This window comes from Bacillus sp. MC1252, from assembly GCF_056838025.1.
In genome coordinates this window covers 3182009-3202744 of record NZ_CM166369.1, presented here as the reverse complement: position 1 = coordinate 3202744, position 20736 = coordinate 3182009, and the positions used below count along the sequence as shown (strand labels likewise).

Annotated in this window: 15 protein-coding genes; 12 read left to right on the top strand and 3 right to left on the bottom strand. The window is 35.4% G+C overall.

Annotation, left to right across the window (positions count from 1 at the left end; translation table 11 throughout):
- Positions 1-5 precede the first annotated feature (5 nt).
- Both ACYH0L_RS16535 and ACYH0L_RS16530 read right to left on the bottom strand, forming a co-directional pair.
- Positions 6-1193: a CDP-glycerol glycerophosphotransferase family protein gene (locus ACYH0L_RS16535; RefSeq protein WP_249705613.1), complete on the bottom strand. Its 1188-nt coding sequence runs from the start codon at positions 1191-1193 to the stop codon at positions 6-8.
- A gap of 11 nt (positions 1194-1204) precedes the next feature.
- Complete coding sequence (locus tag ACYH0L_RS16530; RefSeq protein WP_099726419.1) at positions 1205-1975, bottom strand: WecB/TagA/CpsF family glycosyltransferase; 771 nt, start codon at positions 1973-1975, stop codon at positions 1205-1207.
- Between the two features lie 369 nt (positions 1976-2344).
- Between ACYH0L_RS16530 and tagD the strand changes: the two genes are divergently transcribed.
- From tagD to tagH, 11 genes are all read left to right on the top strand, one after another.
- Positions 2345-2734: a glycerol-3-phosphate cytidylyltransferase gene (gene tagD / locus ACYH0L_RS16525; protein ID WP_008343212.1), complete on the top strand. Its 390-nt coding sequence runs from the start codon at positions 2345-2347 to the stop codon at positions 2732-2734.
- A gap of 122 nt (positions 2735-2856) precedes the next feature.
- Positions 2857-4863, top strand: a complete 2007-nt coding sequence (locus ACYH0L_RS16520; RefSeq protein ID WP_482354159.1) for a glycosyltransferase — start codon at positions 2857-2859, stop codon at positions 4861-4863.
- An 81-nt stretch (positions 4864-4944) separates the two neighbouring features.
- On the top strand, positions 4945-7203 hold the full coding sequence (locus ACYH0L_RS16515; RefSeq protein ID WP_327924392.1) for a CDP-glycerol glycerophosphotransferase family protein: 2259 nt from the start codon (positions 4945-4947) through the stop codon (positions 7201-7203).
- Between the two features lie 220 nt (positions 7204-7423).
- On the top strand, positions 7424-8308 hold the full coding sequence (gene rfbA / locus ACYH0L_RS16510; RefSeq protein ID WP_256499059.1) for a glucose-1-phosphate thymidylyltransferase RfbA: 885 nt from the start codon (positions 7424-7426) through the stop codon (positions 8306-8308).
- Between the two features lie 20 nt (positions 8309-8328).
- On the top strand, positions 8329-9390 hold the full coding sequence (gene rfbB / locus ACYH0L_RS16505; RefSeq protein WP_327924308.1) for a dTDP-glucose 4,6-dehydratase: 1062 nt from the start codon (positions 8329-8331) through the stop codon (positions 9388-9390).
- Between the two features lie 101 nt (positions 9391-9491).
- The gene (locus ACYH0L_RS16500; protein ID WP_327924310.1) at positions 9492-11492 is read left to right on the top strand and encodes a CDP-glycerol glycerophosphotransferase family protein; all 2001 of its coding nucleotides are present in this window, start codon (positions 9492-9494) and stop codon (positions 11490-11492) included.
- 12 nt (positions 11493-11504) lie between these two features.
- Positions 11505-12785, top strand: a complete 1281-nt coding sequence (locus ACYH0L_RS16495; RefSeq protein ID WP_256499057.1) for an ATP-grasp domain-containing protein — start codon at positions 11505-11507, stop codon at positions 12783-12785.
- Complete coding sequence (locus ACYH0L_RS16490; RefSeq protein ID WP_256499056.1) at positions 12786-13964, top strand: DegT/DnrJ/EryC1/StrS family aminotransferase; 1179 nt, start codon at positions 12786-12788, stop codon at positions 13962-13964.
- Entirely contained in the window at positions 13951-15789 is a 1839-nt protein-coding gene (locus ACYH0L_RS16485; protein ID WP_256499055.1) for a glycosyltransferase family 2 protein, read from the top strand. Before ACYH0L_RS16490 ends, ACYH0L_RS16485 begins: the two co-directional genes overlap by 14 nt.
- Before the next feature lie 146 nt (positions 15790-15935).
- Positions 15936-16763: an ABC transporter permease gene (locus ACYH0L_RS16480; protein WP_060597419.1), complete on the top strand. Its 828-nt coding sequence runs from the start codon at positions 15936-15938 to the stop codon at positions 16761-16763.
- Positions 16764-16782: 19 nt separating this feature from the next.
- Positions 16783-18384: a teichoic acids export ABC transporter ATP-binding subunit TagH gene (gene tagH, locus ACYH0L_RS16475; protein WP_482354158.1), complete on the top strand. Its 1602-nt coding sequence runs from the start codon at positions 16783-16785 to the stop codon at positions 18382-18384.
- A 25-nt stretch (positions 18385-18409) separates the two neighbouring features.
- Here the strand turns inward: tagH and galU are convergent, their stop codons facing one another.
- The gene (galU, locus tag ACYH0L_RS16470; RefSeq protein WP_230030664.1) at positions 18410-19291 is read right to left on the bottom strand and encodes a UTP--glucose-1-phosphate uridylyltransferase GalU; all 882 of its coding nucleotides are present in this window, start codon (positions 19289-19291) and stop codon (positions 18410-18412) included.
- A gap of 274 nt (positions 19292-19565) precedes the next feature.
- On the opposite strand from galU, the gene wecB reads away from it, so the two are divergent.
- Positions 19566-20705, top strand: a complete 1140-nt coding sequence (gene wecB / locus ACYH0L_RS16465; RefSeq protein WP_327924317.1) for a non-hydrolyzing UDP-N-acetylglucosamine 2-epimerase — start codon at positions 19566-19568, stop codon at positions 20703-20705.
- The last annotated feature ends 31 nt before the right edge of the window (positions 20706-20736 follow it).

Here is a 20736-nt window from a genome sequence, read left to right as displayed (position 1 = left end):
GCTTCCTAATAAGAAGCCGGACGTTTTTTGTGTAAGAGCTGCTGTTCAATAAATGTTAAGAGCTGCTCACTTGATTGTCCCTTTGAATATTGGTTCCATTCCTCAGCGAAGGTTTTTAATAGATCTCCATTGGCTGATTCGTTTAGATGTAAAAGCTCCTTCAAGAGCATGTCTTGAGAGACGCAAGCCTTTCCGGGAATGATGTCTTCATAACGATCGACTAATCCCCGTTTATCTCGATAAGTTTCTAAATCATAAGTGAAGAACAAAACAGGTTTTTCGAGCAGCGCATATTCAAACACAATCGACGAATAATCCGTAATCAGAACATCGCAAGCACAGAGCAAAGGATAAAGCGGCTGCTCGGACACATCAAATATCCATTCACCATCTGTTTCAGCCTTCGCTAAATGTTTGACCGCAGGATGAAGCTTGACGAGCAGAATATAGTCTCCATTTAGCTCTGTATGCATTTGTTCTTTTGAAAAGGGCAGGACAAGACCGTCCATGGCAAAGTCTCGATAGGTCGGTGCATAAAGCAGAATTTTTTTCCCTCTTGGAAAATCATCCGGCTTTAAGGAAGGCGGATGATGATCATAGTACACATCCGTCAGCGGCACACCTGTTGGTAAAAAACGTTCGTCATTTACCCCAAACGATGACTTGAAAATCTCACGCATGCGATCTGAACCCGTGACGATATAATCGAAAGACGCATAGACCCGCTTGAAGCGTTCGATATCACGTGGACTCCGGCATGAATTTGAAGCATCTTCAAGGCCAAATTTTTTCAAAGCGCCATTGGCATGCCATACTTGAATACAGGTTGTAGAAGGTCTGTTTCTTAGCACACTTGTCATGAGAAAGTAATTATCCGTCACAACGACCTTGCTTTTCAGCATCGTATACATACATTGAATGAGATGGAAGGGATTTTTTTCATGAAAATAGCGAAATGACAGATGAGACCCGTCCTTTTCTATATTGGAAGCATGCTTCGTATAGAGGACTGTCAGCTTCATCGTCATATTCGCTTGTTGTTGATAGGTATCAATGAGAGCAGCCGCATTCTCCTGGAATGAAACAAGCAGCGTCACCTGGTTTTCACGCGGTTTCACTCCGCTCATCAGCCATCCAATAAAAGAAACGAAAGCTGCATAACATGAAATGATTATTGAGCGTATATTCATCATTGATCAATCTCTCATAGCTGCTTCGTCTGATCCTTTACTTGCTCAGGATAGTAACGTTTCTTCCCTTTGTTTTCCTTCAATACGGCAAAGGCGTACTTTGGAATATTCAGCATTCGTTTCCATCTCCACGGATTGACAACCAGTCTGTACAGCCATTCCGTATTTGTCTTAATCATCCAGCGTGGTGCACGCTTCACTGTGCCGCTAAATACATCGAAGCTTCCGCCTAAACCGATGCAAACAGCCTGCGGGAATAAATGGCGGTATTCATAAATGAAGTTCTCTTGGTTTGGATAACCTAAAGCAACGAACACCATATGTGCTTTCGAGCGAGCGATTTGTTTCGCAACGAAACGTTTATCGGCTTGATAGCCGTCACAGCTGCCTGCAATGACCACATTTGGATATTCCGTATCAATTCGCTGTTTGACAGCCTCAAGCACTTCTTTTTTCGCACCATATAAAAAGATACTTTTAGACTGCTTGTTTGCAAGATCAAGCATAGACATGAAGACATCAAAGCCTGCAATTCTTGATTTAAGCGGACTCTGTGTCATGCGTGACATCAACACGACGCCCACACCATCCGGCAATACATAATCCGCAGAAGAGACTACTTGATGGTACGCATCATCCTTCATGACGGCATAGCCAATCTCTGGATTCACAGTCGCAATCATGGCGCCTCTTTTCTGAGAAATATGATGCTGGTTGATATAGCTGATAAATTCATCTAAGTCGCCGTTTACATAAGAAAGGTTAGAGACCACTTCTGTTTGCATTGTTTAGACCTCCTTTTTCATCTTGTTATCTATGAACGTTCATTGTAAATTCATTCTTAGCCTACTCATCATTTTATCATAGTTGCTCCATGAAATATTAACAATAACTTTACAATCCTTTAAATTTCATGACATTTTTATAATTTCATATAATTGAAGATCGGTGAAACATTGATTTTTCGGACTTTTCCTCCCGTGCCCATTAAATTGGAAATAGTTTGTCTTTACATCTGCTTAACGTTTAATGGGCACTGTGATATAATGAGGTTCCGAAGAGCGAAAAAACTGATCGAAGATAATGGGATTACGGATAAACATTACTGCTTGAAGCAGACGAATAAGGATTTAAAGAAAGGAGTTTAGTTTGCAATGAAGAAAGTTATTACTTACGGTACATTTGATTTATTACACTGGGGTCACATTAAGCTGCTGGAGCGTGCAAAGCAGCTCGGAGATTACTTAGTGGTGGCCATCTCTACAGACGAGTTTAATTTACAAAAATCAAAAAAGGCTTATCATAGCTACGAGCATAGAAAGCTGATTTTAGAGACAATTCGTTATGTAGACGAAGTCATTCCAGAAAACAGCTGGGATCAAAAAGTCCGTGACGTGCAAGAGCACGACATCGATGTGTTTGTCATGGGAGATGACTGGGAAGGTAAATTCGATTTCTTGAAAGAGCATTGCGAAGTCGTATACTTGAAGAGAACAGAAGGCATCTCTACAACACAAATTAAGGAAGAAATTGCAGGACTTTAATAGATTGAAATAAGAGTACTTCTTATCATTTGGTGAGAAGTATTTTTTCATGTTAAAATATTCTTTTAAAATTTATTTAAATATCGACGGAATAAATGGACAACAATGAAAGGTTGAGTGTTTTGATCCGAAAATGGTTTAACAAGCATAGAAGAAAGACACTTAAAAATAATCAAAGTCAACCGCAACCACACTTACAAATTCCGGATATGGATTATTACTTTATTACTGGGAGAATTAAAGAGAAATATGGTGGTATGACGAAGTCGTTATTGCTACGTGCGAAACTATTTGGGTTGAAGAATATTTCATCTCATTTTTTAACCTTTTCATATGATCCTGAATTTTCTCGGAAAGTGAAAGGGATCATTGACAAACAAATAGTGAATCCTAAAATGACAAAAATTCAAAATATGTATGTAGACTTCCTTATTCCAAATAGTAAACCAGAGGAACAGTATCACCCATCTTATCACCCTGACAACATCAATGAAGTGGTAATTGATCATGAAGATCCATCTGTTCGATTCATTAGGAATGAACAAACAAATCAAATTGAGATGATTGAGTTCTTTCATCAAAATCAGCAAATGGAAAAGCGTGAGGAATACAATACACAAGGGCAGTTGCATAAAGTTTCTTATTTCTCTCAGGAAACGGGCAAAGTCTATCAAGAACTATTCATTTATGAGCACACTTATATTTATATGAAAAAGGAGTATGTTCATCTTGAAGAAGAGTCTAAAAATAAATTAAAAGAAATGATATGGTATGCTCAGGAAGGGATAAAAACCTTTAAAAATGAAAAGGCATTAAGACAAGAGTGGCTCATGACTATTCAGTATAAAAATGATCGGAAAAAGCTCTTTTTAGTTGATAGTCGGAAGCAGGATAAGTATGTTTTTCAATTAAAAAAAAGAAGCTCTTCTTACTTCTCAGCAATTATTCACAGTAAACACTACGAAACAGAAAAGACAGCATTACGTTCTGATTACAATGAGTTATTTACCCAAATAAGAAAACAAAAAGTAGATGCCGTCTTCTTTATCACTGAAGAGCAAAAAACAGATGTAGTAAAACAATTCGGTCATCAAAATATATTCTTTTTAACGCCACATACACTAGACCGTTCGTCACATCAAGTACAAGATCATTATATGGCTGATCCACATAAGGTACTGATGATGGCGAGATTAACTAAAATCAAGAATGTCATAGATGCCATCCGTTCGTTTCAATTTGTGATAAAAGAAGTACCAAGTGCGAGGCTTGAAATCTTTGGTTCTGGTCCTCAAGAAAAGCAGCTAAAACAGGAAATTAAAAAATTAAATTTAGAAAAGAATGTCTTTTTGAAAGGGTTCACTCAAAAACCTGATGTTGAATTTAGAACAGCTAGAATGTCTATCTCTACCTCTGTCTTTGAAGGCTGTCCATTATCTATCATGGAATCAATTGTTAACAATTGCCCTGTGATTACTTATAATTACGATTATGGTGCTAGCACGCTTGTGAAAAATGAGTTTAATGGCTTTGTTGTAGAGCAATATGAAGTGAAACAGCTAGCTAACAAAATCATTGAATTGTTAAAAAACGATGAACAGCATCAAATTTTTTCAGAAAATTGTCAGGAGATTGCAGAGATATATTCAATCCCGAACTATTATGAAAACTGGATAACGGCACTCCACAAAATGATAGAAGTTCGAGAAAAAAGAGACCAAATTCAACGCATGATGAAGCCTATTCATTTCAAATTGGTAGACATTAGTAGTAAACATCATGTTCTTTCATTGGACTTGCAAATAGAAGGTGTGATTGAAAAGCGAAAAAAGGTTATATTAGAACTTGTCGGATACGATCGGGATAACCATGCTGAGTTATTCTCTAAAAAAGTCGAAAATTTAAAGGTATCCTTCCCAATTGGACATGCATTCATAAAGGCGGCATTGAAGCGAAACAAAACAAAATACGTTGATTTCTATATGAGAATGAGAGATGAAGAATTCAATGAAATCACTCAGCGGTTACCAATCGCCGAGCATTTGCTCAATGAAAAAGGTGTGTCAAAGATGGATGGTGTTTCTTACAAGACAATTAAAGGGAATTATTCTTGGAAGTTGAATAAATAAATAGAAACTTTTATTTATACTACATCGTGTTATGAGTATGACAAGCATAAGATTTCGATGAACAGAGGAGATAAATGATTGATGATTGAAGAGACCGTTCAGAAGAAAAGTGTTGTTGAAAGTTTAAAGAACCATCACCAACAACTGGAAATTGTGTTGAAAATAGATGATGATAGGCCATTAGAAGGTCGAATATTTTACTTGCTCATGAGAGAAAGGTTCTCAAAGCAGGAAGTTTACCTTCCTCTTGAACATCTAGCAGAAAATCGGTTTAAAATAGTGCTTCATGAAGATTCTTTCTCGAATAAAATGGAACAAGGACAAACGTATAATTTATATGTGACGGATTTTTCTCAAATGATTGATAGTAGTGAGAGCGAAGATGAAACCGAAGACTCCTCGTATGATTCTGATGGAGAGGACGAAGAGGCGGAATTGGAAGAGGAAGAAGGACAATTCATAGATGAAGACGACAATCCTTATTATAAGCGTCGTCTAAAGCTGGATGTCGAAACGCCTGAAGTCTGTTTCATAGAAAATCAAAACGCTCTGCTCCTTGCCATACCATATCGTACGGACAAAGGGAATGCTTCTATTAAGGTCAAGCGAGAAATGAAGATCACGAAAATGAAGCAGATATCACTCGATGAGACCAATATCCTGACTCTAAATGGATATTGTGGTGTGATAAGTGCTGAGCACTCTTATCGAATCAAAAGAATACAAATCCTGGTCAAAAGGAACAGTGCCCCCGAAATGGAGCACCGCTTCCCCGTAAATTTCCAGCAAAAAAGTGAAATTGATTATTATAGAACAGACGGGGAGATGCCAGAGATATATCCTTTCAAAGTTGAAGTCCCTTTAGGGGCATTAACCTATTCTACAGATAAGCGATATATCTATAGAATGTACTTTGAATTTATATGTGAAGTTAACGGAATAGAAGAGACTTTAACAACACCGTCACTTGTGCTTGGAGATCGATCTAATCAATTAAAAGGGCTTGTCCAAATACAAAAAAAGAACGATATCCCGATTCGATATGAAGTATATCGAAAGAAAAAGAGGCAAACGCTTGGCATCCGAATTAATGATTACACAATCAAAACCCGTGCGAAGTACTATGTCAAAAGCAAGTGGAAGAAATTCAAAAAGAAAATTGGCAAAATCAAAAAAGTCCGTAATCAATTGGTGACAAGAACCTTCAAAACGACCTTTAAGCTAGCAAGTAAATTGTCCGTGAAAAAGAAAACCGTTGTTTTTGAAAGCTTTAATGGAAAACAATTCAGTTGTAACCCGCGTGCTATTTATGAGTATATGAAAGAAAATCACCCTGAATATACGTTGATCTGGAGCGTCAAAAAAGGGCATGAAGCACCGTTTAAGGAAAAGGACATCTACTATATCAATCGTCTGTCATTCAAATGGATTTTTGCGATGGCAAGAGCTGAGTATTGGGTCGTCAACAGTCGATTGCCGCTTTGGGTCCCAAAACCAGACCATACAACATACCTGCAAACATGGCACGGTACGCCGTTAAAACGACTGGCGATGGACATGGACGAGGTGCATATGCCTGGAACGAACACGAAGAAATACAAAAAGAATTTCACGAAAGAAGCATCGAATTGGGATTACCTCATTTCTCCTAATGCATACTCGACTGAAATCTTTACACGTGCGTTCCAATTTCAAAAGACGATGGTTGAGTCAGGATATCCGAGAAACGACTTCCTTCACAATCAAAACAATGAAGAAACGATGAGGGCACTCAAGCAAAAAATGAACCTGCCGCTTGATAAAAAATTGATCTTATATGCACCGACATGGAGAGACGATCAATTTTATAAAAAAGGGCAGTACAAATTTGATTTAGACCTTGATCTGCATGAGCTAAGAGCATCTATCGGAGACGACTATATCATCATTCTTCGTATGCACTATCTAGTAGCTGAAAACTTTGATTTAGGACCATATGAAGGCTTTGCCTATGACTTCTCTCATTACGAAGACATCAGAGACCTTTATATGATTTCTGATCTGCTCATCACAGATTACTCATCCGTGTTCTTTGATTATGCAAATCTCAAACGTCCGATGCTGTTCTATGTGCCAGACATCGAAACATATCGTGACAAGCTCAGAGGCTTCTACTTCGACTTTGAACAAGAAGCACCTGGACCGCTTGTGAAAGAGACAGCAAGTGTCATTGACTGGGTAAGAGAAACAGAACAGCCAGCCTTTGCATTACCAGCTTCATTTGCACCGTTTTATGAAAAATTCTGCTATTTAGAGAGCGGGGAATCATCGAAACGGGTGGTTGAGGTTGTGTTTAAATAGGAATATTGACAAGCATTACTAAGGGATCCTCAAACCTAAGAGCGAATCCCTTAATAGTGCTTTTTTTGGTTTGTTTATTTAAAATTGTAATTTAAGCCCGAATATTAACTATTAACTTTGTATTAGGTATATGTTATTATAAAACTGATATTCAAATAAAAAATAGTGAATTTCTCAGGATTTAAGGCTTTTCTAAGTATTTTTTCATAGGAGGATCATCTTGAAAGGAATAATTTTAGCTGGTGGTACAGGCTCACGGCTTTATCCTATTACGAAGGGTATCTCTAAACAATTAGTTCCGATTTACGACAAGCCAATGATTTATTATCCATTATCAGTTCTAATGCTAAGTGGGATTAAAGAAGTACTTATTATCACTACCCCAAGTGATTTAGAACAATTTAAACGTCTTTTAGGGACGGGAGAAACCTTAGGAATACAAATAAGTTATGAGGTGCAAAAAGAACCTAAAGGACTTGCAGATGCTTTTATTATTGGAGAACAATTTATAGGTCGAGATAATGTGTGTCTTGTGCTCGGTGATAATATATTTTATGGACAAGGTTTGACTGAAATCTTAAACAAAGCAGTAAAACTGACGACAGGTGCGCTTGTATTTGGGTATTATGTAAAGAATCCAGAAGATTACGGTGTTGTGCAATTTGATCATACCGGTAATGTTCTTGGCATTGAAGAAAAACCTAGCCAACCCAAATCAAACTATGCGGTACCTGGTCTCTACTTTTACGATAATAAAGTGATAGAAATTGCTAAAAATGTTAAACCCTCCGCAAGAGGCGAAGTAGAGATTAGTTCCATCAATGATTTTTATTTACAAAGCGGTGAATTGAAAGTAGAAATCATGGGTAGAGGAATGGCTTGGCTAGACACTGGTACACATAAAAGTTTACTAGAGGCAAGTAATTATATTGAAGCAGTTCAAAATAGACAGGGGCTGTATGTCGCTTCATTAGAGGAAATTGCTTATCGCAAAGGCTATATAAATGAAGAACAACTTTCCCGTTTAGCCCTACCATTATCTAAAACTGAATATGGTAAATACTTATTAGATCTAGCTGAAAATAAAGAAGTCGTTATTAAATAGAAGTTACGAAGGAGAGAATGATGAAAACTTACCTTGTTACAGGTGGAGCAGGTTTTATTGGTTCTAACTTTATAGCATATATGTTAGACAAGTATAAAGATATTAAAATTATAAATCTTGACAAACTAACTTATGCAGGAAATCTTGAAAATTTAGTTCGTTATGAACATTTTGAAAATTATCAATTTATTAAAGGTGATATTAAGGACTCTGAATTATTGAGTGAAGTTTTTGAAAATAACGAAATTGATTATGTAGTGAACTTTGCAGCTGAATCTCATGTAGACAGGAGTATCGAAAACCCAAAAGTATTTGTGGAAACCAATGTGCTTGGTACATTGAATCTTTTGAATACAGCTAAAGAATTTTGGCAAAAAGATGACGACTCTTATAAAGAGGGAAAAAAGTTTATTCAGATTTCAACCGATGAAGTGTACGGTTCCTTAAGCAAGGAAGGATATTTTACAGAAGAAACACCTTTAGACCCGCATAGTCCGTATTCAGCTAGTAAAGCTTCGGGCGATTTATTAGTGCAGTCATTTTTTGATACGTATAAATTCCCTGTGAACATTACAAGATGCTCTAACAACTATGGCCCATTTCAGTTTCCAGAAAAATTGATACCACTTGTTATTCATCACTGTATTGAAAAAAAGAGCATCCCTGTTTATGGAGATGGATTGAACGTTAGAGATTGGCTTTTTGTTGAAGACCACTGCAGCGCTGTAGACTTAGTTATTCAAAATGGCCAACTTGGAGAAATATATAATATTGGTGGACATAACGAAAAAACAAATATTGACCTTGTAAAAAAAATCATAACTTATTTAAATGAGAAGGTAGATCACAAGATTACACAAGACTTAATATCCTTTGTTAGAGATCGAAAAGGTCATGATAGACGTTATGCAATTGATCCAACAAAGATAGAAAAAGAACTTCAATGGAAGCCGAAATATCATTTTGAAACAGGTATTATAAAAACAATTGATTGGTATTTAGATAACTCTGCATGGTTTAAAAATATTATAGATGATGAATATAAAAATTACTATCAAAAAGCATACGGAGAAATAAAGTAATATTCTAATTCTAAAAAGCCCTATTCAGCACTATGAATGGGGAATTTTTACTTTTTGCTATTGTGTAAAATGTAGTTGAGATGAGGTTACGAAGATTAAAAATGAAAATTAAAAAATTAGTTTCTAAAATATTAAAATCAATAATAAGTAAACATAAAGTGGAAATTCAAGTTAAAGAAGAAAAACTCCATTTATTTGTTAGTAATTTAGGCTTTATTCCAATTAATAAAAGTGTGATTTTGAAAGATCGTGAGAGTGGCAGATTTTTAAAGAGCAAGATAAAAAATAACATATCTATTTTTAATCTTAAAGATATTGCAGACCTTAATAGTAACGGCACTTTAGATGTGTATATTACCCTTCGATTTTATAGTAGATATCTGCGAAAAAGAACTGTATTTAGCTTGAAAAATCAAGGGTTCACATCATATTCAGAGGATTTGAATTTAAAATTAAAAAGCTTTAAAACGAAAAATGGAAATTTATCTTTTGATTATAAAAAAAATATTTTTACTCAGTATATAAACAATTTAAAAAGTGTAGGTTCAAACTTTTATATTGAAGGAGAAGTTACTCAATTTTCAAATGAATATTCAGTGAAACAACTAGAGTTAATTGCAGTAAGAAGAGATAATAACAAGTCATATGGTTACTCTTTAGATTTCCAGAAAGAAAAGAATAAATATATTTTTAAAAAAATTATTATGATAGATAAGTTAAAACAACATTTGGATCTCAATAGCAGATGGGATTTCTTTTTGCAAATAAGAGATGATAAGCAACGAATCTGTTATAAGGAACTAGTAGATATGACAGGCTATACTGATTTCTCAAAAGAAGAGGATAGATATCTATTTAATAATGATTATGAAGATAACTTCAGGCTTATTATATATGTAACTATGGGGAAAGAGAGTTTAGCATGCTGGTTTACTGACAATGAACAATATATTAAGACCTACAATATAGCTAGAGGCAAAACAATTTTTAATAACATTTGTGAGAATCACCCAATAAATAAGAAGATGATTTTCTTTGAAAGTTTCCTGGGAAAAAGTTACTCAGGAAATCCAAAATATATTTATGAATACTTATTGGAAAATGGATATGGTGAAGAGTATCAATTTGTATGGTCTTATCAAGGAGAATCAAAATTACCAGGAAATCCAATCATAGTAAATAGAGAAGAAGAAGATTATTATCGATACCTAGCGCTTTCAAAATATTGGGTTAACAATATTATTTTCCCTGTACATCGAAAAAGGGAAGGTAATGTGTATATTCAGACGTGGCACGGAACCCCACTAAAAAGATTAGGGTATGACATAGAAGTAGATGGTCCTGAAAAATTGGCTAGGGAAAATTTTTATTTGGAATCTCGTAATTGGGATTATCTATTAGCAGCTAATAAATACTCTAGTGATATCTTTAAGCGGGCTTTTAAGTTTGAAAAAGAGATAATGTTAAACGGCTATCCATCTAATGATATTTTCTATAAAAATAACAAGGTAGAAAAAATCGAATCCATTAAAAGAAAGTTGAACATCCCTAAGGAAAAACAAGTTATATTGTATGCTCCAACATGGAGAGATAATGAATCAAATGGATCATGGAACCATTCATTTGAAATACAATTCGATTTAGAACAGTTCCAGGATGAATTTGGTGATGATTATGTATTAATCTTAAGAATGCATCATTTAATCTCAGATTATTTAGCGCTTAATCCAAGCAAACATTCTTCAATCATTGATTTATCTAAATACGATGATATTCAAGAGTTGTATTTAATCAGTGATATTTTAATCACGGATTATTCATCTGTGTTTTTTGAATATGCAAATAGTAAAAAACCGATTTTGTTCTATGCTTATGATTATAAACTTTATAAAGAGGAGATAAGAGGTTTTTACTTAGATATGTACAAGGGATTACCTGGCCCAGTATTACAGGAACAAAAACAGTTGTTTGATGCATTAAAAAATATTCATCATGTGGAAGAAGAATATAAAGAAAAATACAATGAATTTTTCCAAGAATATTGCAGCCTGGAAACAGGAAATTCAGCAAAATTAGTTATCGAAACAGTATTTAAACAATAATTGGAGGTAACAATGAAAAAAGTTCTAGTGTTTCCATGTGGTTCAGAGATTGGTTTGGAGATTCACAATTCCCTTAAGTACTCAAAGGACTTTGAATTGATCGGTGCTTCCAGCGTCTCTGATCATGGTAAGTATGTATATAAAAATTATATAGAGGGTATGCCAAATATCCATGACGAAGGCTTTATTGATCAATTGAACCGTATAATTAGTGAAAACAAAATTGATTTTATTTTCCCTGCACATGATAGTGTAGTATTAAAATTAGCACAAAATCGAGAACAGCTCCATGCCATAGTTATAACATCAGATCAATTAACTTGTGAGATTTCAAGATCAAAAAAGAGAACGTATGAATTTTTTGAAAAGCAATCTTTTGTTCCTAAAATGTATGAAAAAGTAGAAGATGTTGATCTATTCCCCGTATTTTTAAAGCCAGATGTTGGACAAGGGTCAAAAGGAGTAGCTCTTGCGAGAGATAAAAAAGAGCTGGAGTTCTATAAAAATAATCAATCTGACTTATTAATACTTGAGTATCTCCCAGGGAAAGAATATACAATAGATTGTTTTACAAATAGAAATGGAGAACTTAAATATACTGGCAGACGAGAAAGAAAACGTATTAAGAGTGGTATAAGTGTGAACTCCGCCACGTTACAAATGGATGAGCAAACAACACAGATAGCGCACGAAATTAATAAACATCTTCAATTTAGAGGAGCTTGGTTCTTTCAAATTAAAGAAGATGTGAATGGCCATTACAAGTTGTTGGAAGTGGCACCGCGTATAGCAGGAACTATGGCATTGTATCGTAACAAAGGTGTTAATTTCCCTTTGCTGAGTTTATACGATCGAATGGATTTTGATATAAAAATAGAAGATAACGGTGTGAATCTTGAAGTAGATAGAGCTTTGATTAATCGATTCACTCTTCAATACTCTTATCAAAGGGTGTATGTAGATTTTGATGATACGATTACGTATAAAGACAAGGTTAATCCACATTTAATGCTATTTTTATATCAATGCCTTAATAATCATAAAGAAATCATACTAATTACAAAGCATATCAGTGATATCAAAGAAACTCTGGAAAAGCTTCGAATCCACAAGAATCTTTTTGATCGTGTAATTCATCTGAAAAAAGAAGATATGAAATCAAAATATATAGATAATAAAATACCTTCTATATTTATTGATGATTCTTTTAGCGAAAGAGACCAAATTAAAACAATTGACATTCCAGTTTTTGACGTAGATTCGATTGAAGCATTAATTGATTGGAGAAATTAAATGACAAAACAATTTAAATTTCCAACACCAATTCATGTGACAAAACCAAAACTTCCTAAATTTGAAGAGTATATAGATAAGATAAAAAATATTTGGGAGAATAAATGGTTAACAAATGACGGACCATTACATGAAGAATTTAAAACAAATCTTAGAGAATATCTAGGCTCATCCCAAATTGAACTCTTCACCAATGGTCACTTAGCATTAGAAATTGCCTTGAAAACGATAGAAGAAAAGGGGGAAGTGATTACAACACCTTTTACTTTTGCTTCTACAGTTCATGCGATAAAAAATACAGGTTTTCAGCCAGTTTTTTGTGACATTGAACCAAATACATTCAATATCAATGTCAATCATATTGAAAAACTCATTACGGAAAAAACAAAAGCAATAGTAGCAGTGCATGTTTTTGGTAATCCTTGTGATGTGAATGAATTAGATCGAATTTCAAGGGATTATGGAATACCTGTTATCTATGATGCAGCGCATGCTTTTGGAATTAAGGTAAATGGCAAATCTATTGCAGAATTTGGCTATGCATCTATGTTTAGTATGCATGCAACTAAAGTTTTTCATTCTATTGAAGGTGGAGTGCTTTGTTATAAACAGAAAAGGTTAACTCAACAATTGAAAGCTTTGAAAAATTTTGGTATTACTTCTAATGAATCAGTTGATTATATAGGAATTAACGCAAAAATGAATGAATTCCAAGCTGCTATGGGATTAGTGAATTTAGAAGAAATTGATCAAGACATATTAACCAGAAAAGAAATTTATCATCAATATGAAAAAAATTTATCTGAGATACCAGGAATTAACGTTGTATCAATTGATGAGAAGGTTCATCACAACTATTCATATTTTCCAATTTTATTAGAAAATAAAGAGATGAGAAATTATGTAAATGAAGAATTGAAAGAATATAATTTGTTTACTAGAAAATATTTTTATCCTCTTTGTAATGACTTCGGCTGTTATATGTTTGATTCGAGTGAAACACCAGTAGCAGTATATGTTAGTAATCGAATATTAGCGTTGCCAATGTATTCAGAACTATCTTTAAGTGAAGTTGAACAAGTTTGTACCATCATTAAAATTGTTTTGGAGAATTTTCATAATCAAGTCAACAAAAGAATGACGAATCAAGTGGGTGAAATATCGAATGAGTCAGTATAAACTAAGCGTGGTTGTATTGGTTTATAATACAGAATACTATTTGAAGGAGTGCCTTGATTCACTTGTCAATCAATCATTATCTGATTTGCAAATTATCGCAGTAAATGATGAAAGTCCTGATAATAGTGCCGAAATTTTAGATGAATATGAAAAGAAGTATTCAAATATGGTGGTAATCCATCAAAAAAATAGTGGAGGCGCCAATGCAGGTAATCACGGATTAAAATATGCAACAGGAGAATACATCACGCTCATGGATTCAGATGACATTCTTCCTCTCGATGCCTATGAAAAATTATATTTAGAAGCAAAAAAAACTGAGGCTGATATTGTGATCGGAAGGCCTAATATTTTAATAAACGGCGTTCAAAAAGAAATTATTTATAAAAAGGAAAGAGAAGTTTGGCAAAAGAATAAATTAATCGAGAGAGCAAAAGATTATCCTGATATTTTTTATGATGGATTTTATTGGAATAAAATATTTCGGAGAGAACTGATCTTTGAACATCAATGTTTTATGCCTCCAGGTATGCTATATGCAGATCGTCCAATGGTCCATAAGGCATTTTTATATGCGAAGAAAATAGCAATTATTACGGATGTTGTCTATCTTTGGAGAAAAAGAGGAGAAGAAGCAACTCAAAAGTCGATAACTCAATTAAATGGTGATTTGCGAAACTTTCAAGATCGGATAGAATCACTTGAATACCAAATGGGATATTTCGAGGATTATGGTGATAAAGAACTTGAAAATGAATTTCTTAAAAGAAATATTGAACGTTTGTTCTTCCCGATTAAAAATATCGTATGGGATAAAAAGTTTAGGCAAGTGTTTTATAGAGAAATTAAACCGATTTTACAAAAAGTTGATAATATTTTTGAAAATGATTTAGGAATTACTTGTAATCTATATATCTACTTTATCTTGAACGATCTTCATGAGGAATTAATCTATTATTTAGCTGGTAATCAAAAAGGAACCATATTAAAAGAGAATGGTAAATATTATTGGGCCCTTCCCTTTTTTAAAAATGAAAGTCTCAATATTCCAGATGAACTCTTTGAAATTAAAGTGCTAAAAGAAGAATTTATACAAATAAATAAAATAGATGTTGATGGTGAAAAAATCATATTTAAAGATATCGACATACCAAAAACGTTTAATGACGCAAAAGTATTTATTTCTTTTGAGTCAAGACATAATTTAACTGAAAAAACAGTGATCGATACATTTACAAATGATGTTGGTCAATTAAACGCGGAACTTTCTTTAGAAGATTTTAATCAAGTTGCAACATATGATATTTACATTATTGTTCAAAGAAACGATAAAGAAGATAAATTTAGAATCTCTAAGCAAATGTATAATAATACCCTTAATAATTTTAATCAATCGAATTTTCATCTCTTTTTCACTAATAACGGAAAACTATCTATTGAAAATATAGATGTGAAAGTAGAACACTTGATTTTGAATGATGAAGGTATTTCTATATTAGCAGAACAGCCAATAATAGAAACAGGTACATTCTATTTGAAAAATCGAATAACAAGAGAAATAATTTTTCTTAAAAGGACATCAAGTACAGAGTTCAATATTAAATGGAACCATTTCTTTGAAGGGTTTAAAACATATGACTTTTTTTATTGTTCTCAGGATCGACACTTTAGATTAAGAAAAAGTTTATTAACAGATAAACTATATCATATGTATAACTTAAGACCTTTTCAGGTAGAAGTATACGAAACGGCCAAAGGGAACATTTCTTTAAAAAGTTCAACGTATCTCACCCGGCTCTTATCAAAATTTAAGGTTAAACTTTAAAGAGAGGAGGAAGTAGCTTCCTCCTTTTTGTATTGTTTGTGATGTGCATTTCCTGATAAGTGAAATATTCCTCAACATCTGTTACAATTATGAGCGGTGCTTTTTAAAAAAGTAATCCCAAAAACTTATATCTAAGGAAGATAACAATGAACGCAATGTTGACGATACTAAAGGAGCAAATCAGTTCATTTCCGCTGATTATGCGACTTGCTGTTTATGAAACAAAATCAAAATATCAGATGAATTATTTAGGTGTTTTATGGCAGTTTTTAAATCCATTGATTCAAATGCTGGCTTACTGGTTTGTTTTTGGTTTGGGTATTCGCGGAGGACAGCCAATTGTCATTGGAGGCATGGAAGTTCCATTTATCATTTGGATGCTTGCTGGATTAATACCGTGGTTCTTCATTAGTCCGACGATTCTTGATGGATCAAACAGTGTGTTTAAACGCATTAATATGGTATCGAAAATGAATTTTCCGATTAGTGCGCTGCCGTCTGTGGTGATTATGTCCAACTTGTTCAGCTACTTTGTCATGATGGGTGTCTATCTGATTGTGCTGATTTCCTATGGCATATATCCCGACGCACATTGGCTGCAATATATATACTATCTTATTTGTATGATCGCGTTTATGTTTTCGTTTAGTTTGTTTAATTCAACGATTAGCGTACTCGTGAGAGACTATCAATTTCTTTTACAATCAGTGACACGTTTGCTTTTCTTTTTGCTGCCGATTTTTTGGAATATCTCAGAGAAGCTAACTGGAGACAAAGCGTGGATTGGAGATATATTAAGACTGAATCCACTTTTCTACATTATTGATGGTTTCAGAAATAGCTTGTTAAAGGGAGAATGGTTCTTCCATGATGTGAAATATACGCTTTATTTTTGGCTGATTACCCTTCTTCTTTTAACAGTCGGTTCATTGCTTCATATGAAATTTAGGGATAAATTTGTCGATTTTCTTTAAAAAGTAAGGAGATTATACGATGAAACTAAAGGTTTCGTTTCGAAACGTATCCAAGCAATACGTCTTATATAAAAAACAGTCGGATAAGATCAAAGGGCTGTTTTTTCCTAATAAAAATGAAAAAGGTTTCTTTGCTGTTCGTGATGTGTCCTTTGATGTATATGAAGGCGAGACGATTGGTTTTGTAGGGATCAACGGATCTGGTAAATCAACGATGTCGAACCTTCTAGCGAAAATCATTCCACCGACAAATGGTGAAATTGAGATGGACGGCCAGCCTTCGTTAATTGCCATTGCGGCAGGGCTGAACAACCAGTTAAGCGGTAAAGACAACATTCGATTAAAGTGCTTAATGATGGGGCTGACGAATAAAGAGATAGATGAGCTTTATGAAAAAATCGTAGAGTTTGCGGATATTGGCGACTTTATCGATCAGCCTGTAAAAAGCTATTCAAGCGGAATGAAATCCCGTCTAGGCTTTGCCATTTCAGCACATATCGATCCAGATATCCTGATTATTGATGAAGCGTTATCTGTCGGAGACCAAACGTTCTATCAAAAATGTGTGGATCGAATCACAGAATTCAAAGAACAAGGCAAGACGATCTTTTTTGTCAGTCACTCCATTAGCCAAATCCAAAAAATCTGTGATCGGGTGGCTTGGATGCATTATGGTGAGCTTCGTATGTTTGATGATACGAAAAAGGTTGTGAAAGAATATAAGGAGTTTGTTGATTGGTTTAACAAGCTTTCTAAGAAAGAGAAAAAAGAATACCAATTGAAACACAAGGAAGGTCGAAAAGGCGTACAAAAGACAGCAAAGGTGTCTCGTTATAATGAAAACGGGAAACGACGTTCATTTTTTGGACCAGCGTTTCAAGTGACCATTATAGCGCTCTTAACCATCTTGCTTGCCCTTTCTATGTTTTCGGATCGACCGCTTCGTACGCTGGCAACATTTGGTGCAATACCATCAGATAAGACAGAGGCGCCTCAGTCAAAGGATCCTAAGACGAAGGGTGCGCCTAATATGAAAAAGGTAGATCAACAAGCCATTGTCACAGCAGATTCAATGACGGTTTACAAAGATCAAGCCATGAAAAAAAAGGCGGATGTCACTTTACCATTTGGACAAGAAGTACAGGCTGTGGCTGAAAATAAACAAACTGTTCAAATCAAAACAGCGTCAGAGACGTATTTTGTGAAACGTGATGCACTGCAAGCTGCAGATGAATTGAAGCCATTATCCATTGGACCAGGACAGTTCAATTCCTACGTATCACCTGCATCAGCAGGTTCGTATGAGTATTTACTATCTTTCCTTGGAAAAGAAGAATCTGTGCTTCAGCAAAGAATGCAAACGCTGAGCTCGGTCAAAAGTGATCAAGGCGACACGATTGAGCGATTGACCACAGAGAAAACTGATTATGTGATTCAAAATGGTCAGGCACACGCGATTGTGTTCCGCGAGATTATGCCCATTTCTCCTTCAACACTTGGGCTGACTGAACAAAATGTCTGGATGAATGAGAAACAAACGAAATTCGCAGTAAAGGGCGAAAACAATCTGTTTGTCATTGATAATGAACAGCATACGCTGACGATTTCAGCGATCAAATAAAAAGCTGCCGATGCCGGCAGCTTTTTTAATTGACTTCTTCTTTTTCAAGAAGCTGTTTCATAAATGGAATGAGTTTCTTTTTCAGCTCTTCATCCTGAAGGGCAAACTCGAGAGTCGTTTCGATGAAGCCTTGTTTCTCACCGACATCGTATCGTTTTCCTTCAAAATCATAGGCAAATACACGCTGGATGTCATTGAGCTTTTGGATGGCATCTGTCAGCTGAATTTCTCCGCCTGCACCAATCTCTTGTTGATCGAGGTACATAAAGATCTCTGGTGTGAAAATGTAGCGGCCTAAGATGGCTAAATTCGATGGTGCTGTTCCTTGCGCCGGCTTTTCAACAAAGTTTTTCACTTGGTAGCGGCGTCCTTCTTGTGTAAGAGGATCAATGATCCCGTAGCGATGCGTATCGCTGTCTGCTACCTGCTGAACGCCGATCACAGATGAAAGGGTTTTTTCATATTCATCCATCAGCTGGCGAAGCCCAGGTGTTTCGGCTTGAACAATGTCATCACCTAGTAAAACAGCAAAAGGTTCATCACCGATGAAGTTACGTGCGCACCAAACGGCGTGTCCAAGTCCCTTCGGTTCCTTTTGACGTATGTAATGAATGTCAGCAATATTAGAGGACTTTCTCACCTTTTCTAAAAGCTCGCTTTTTCCTTTTTCCTCAAGGTTCCGCTCTAGCTCTGGTGCAAAATCAAAATGATCCTCAATGGCTCTTTTTCCTTTTCCAGTGACGATAATAATGTCTTCAATTCCTGATTCAACAGCTTCTTCAATAATATATTGAATGGTTGGTTTATCAACGATTGGCAGCATTTCTTTAGGCATGGCCTTTGTGGCAGGGAGGAAACGTGTCCCGAGACCTGCAGCGGGTATAATGGCTTTACGTACTTTTTTCAATGAACTTTGCACCTTCCTTACATATAGAAAAAATGATATGACCTTCATTTTTCATCTTTCATAAAGTGTAACTTACAAATGATAGAAATGACAAATGATTTACGAGAATTAAATGATCTGATTTAAAACCAATTGTAAAGAACTTGTGTAAATATTCATGTTAAAAAGAGTAAAGGCGATGTAAAGATTACGCGAATAGAATGATTAGGATTCGTTCTTATTCTTTTGTATAATGTACAACATACGATAATTGAGAAGGAAAGAGGCATCGACATTGAAAACATTACATGTTATGACTGTATTCGGGACGAGGCCTGAAGCGATCAAAATGGCACCACTAGTCCTTGAACTGAAAAAACATCCGCAAATCAAATCCACAGTCACTGTCACTGCTCAGCACAGAGAAATGCTTGATCAAGTGCTGAAAGCCTTTGACATTCAACCAGATCATGATCTAAACATCATGAAACAGCGCCAAACATTATCAGAAATTACATCAAATGCACTGTTGAAGCTAGATCAGTTATTTCAAGAGGAAAAGCCTGATATTGTGCTTGTTCATGGAGACACAACGACTACGTTTGCGGGAAGTCTGGCCGCTTTTTATCACCAAATTTCAGTTGGTCATGTGGAGGCAGGCTTAAGAACACACAATAAGTATTCACCATTCCCAGAGGAATTGAACCGTCAAATGACAGGCACTATTGCCGATATTCATTTTGCACCTACAGATGAGGCGAAGCAGAATCTTTTGATAGAAAATAAAAAAGAAGCGACCATTTGTGTGACAGGGAATACTGCCATTGACGCCCTGCAAACAACGGTCACAGAACAATATCAACATCCTATTTTAGAGAAAATAGGCACAGATAAAATGATTTTGTTAACGGCTCATCGCAGGGAGAATCTTGGACAGCCGATGAAAAACATGTTTAGAGCGATTAGACGTGTTGTAGAAGAGTTCGAAGATGTACAGGTCGTATACCCTGTTCATTTAAATCCTGCCGTTCGTGATGCGGCTCAGACGGAATTCAGTGATCTCGACCGGGTGCACTTAATTGAACCGCTTGAAGTGGTTGACTTCCATAACTTTGCGGCAGCTTCACACTTTATTTTAACGGATTCCGGCGGTGTTCAAGAGGAGGCTCCTTCTTTAGGGAAGCCAGTATTGGTGCTGCGTGATACAACAGAACGACCAGAAGGCGTTAAAGCTGGCACGCTCAAGCTTGCAGGGACAGATGAGAATACCATTTACCAGATGGCAAAAGAGCTGCTAGAAGACCAGCAAGAGTACGACAAAATGTCGAAGGCTTCTAATCCTTATGGTGATGGACAAGCGTCGAAACGAATTGTCCAAGAGCTCCTTCATCGTTTTGGATTCAGTAAGGAAAAGCCAGTACCGTTTAAATCATAAAAAAGAAGACTACGTCATTGTAGCCTTCTCA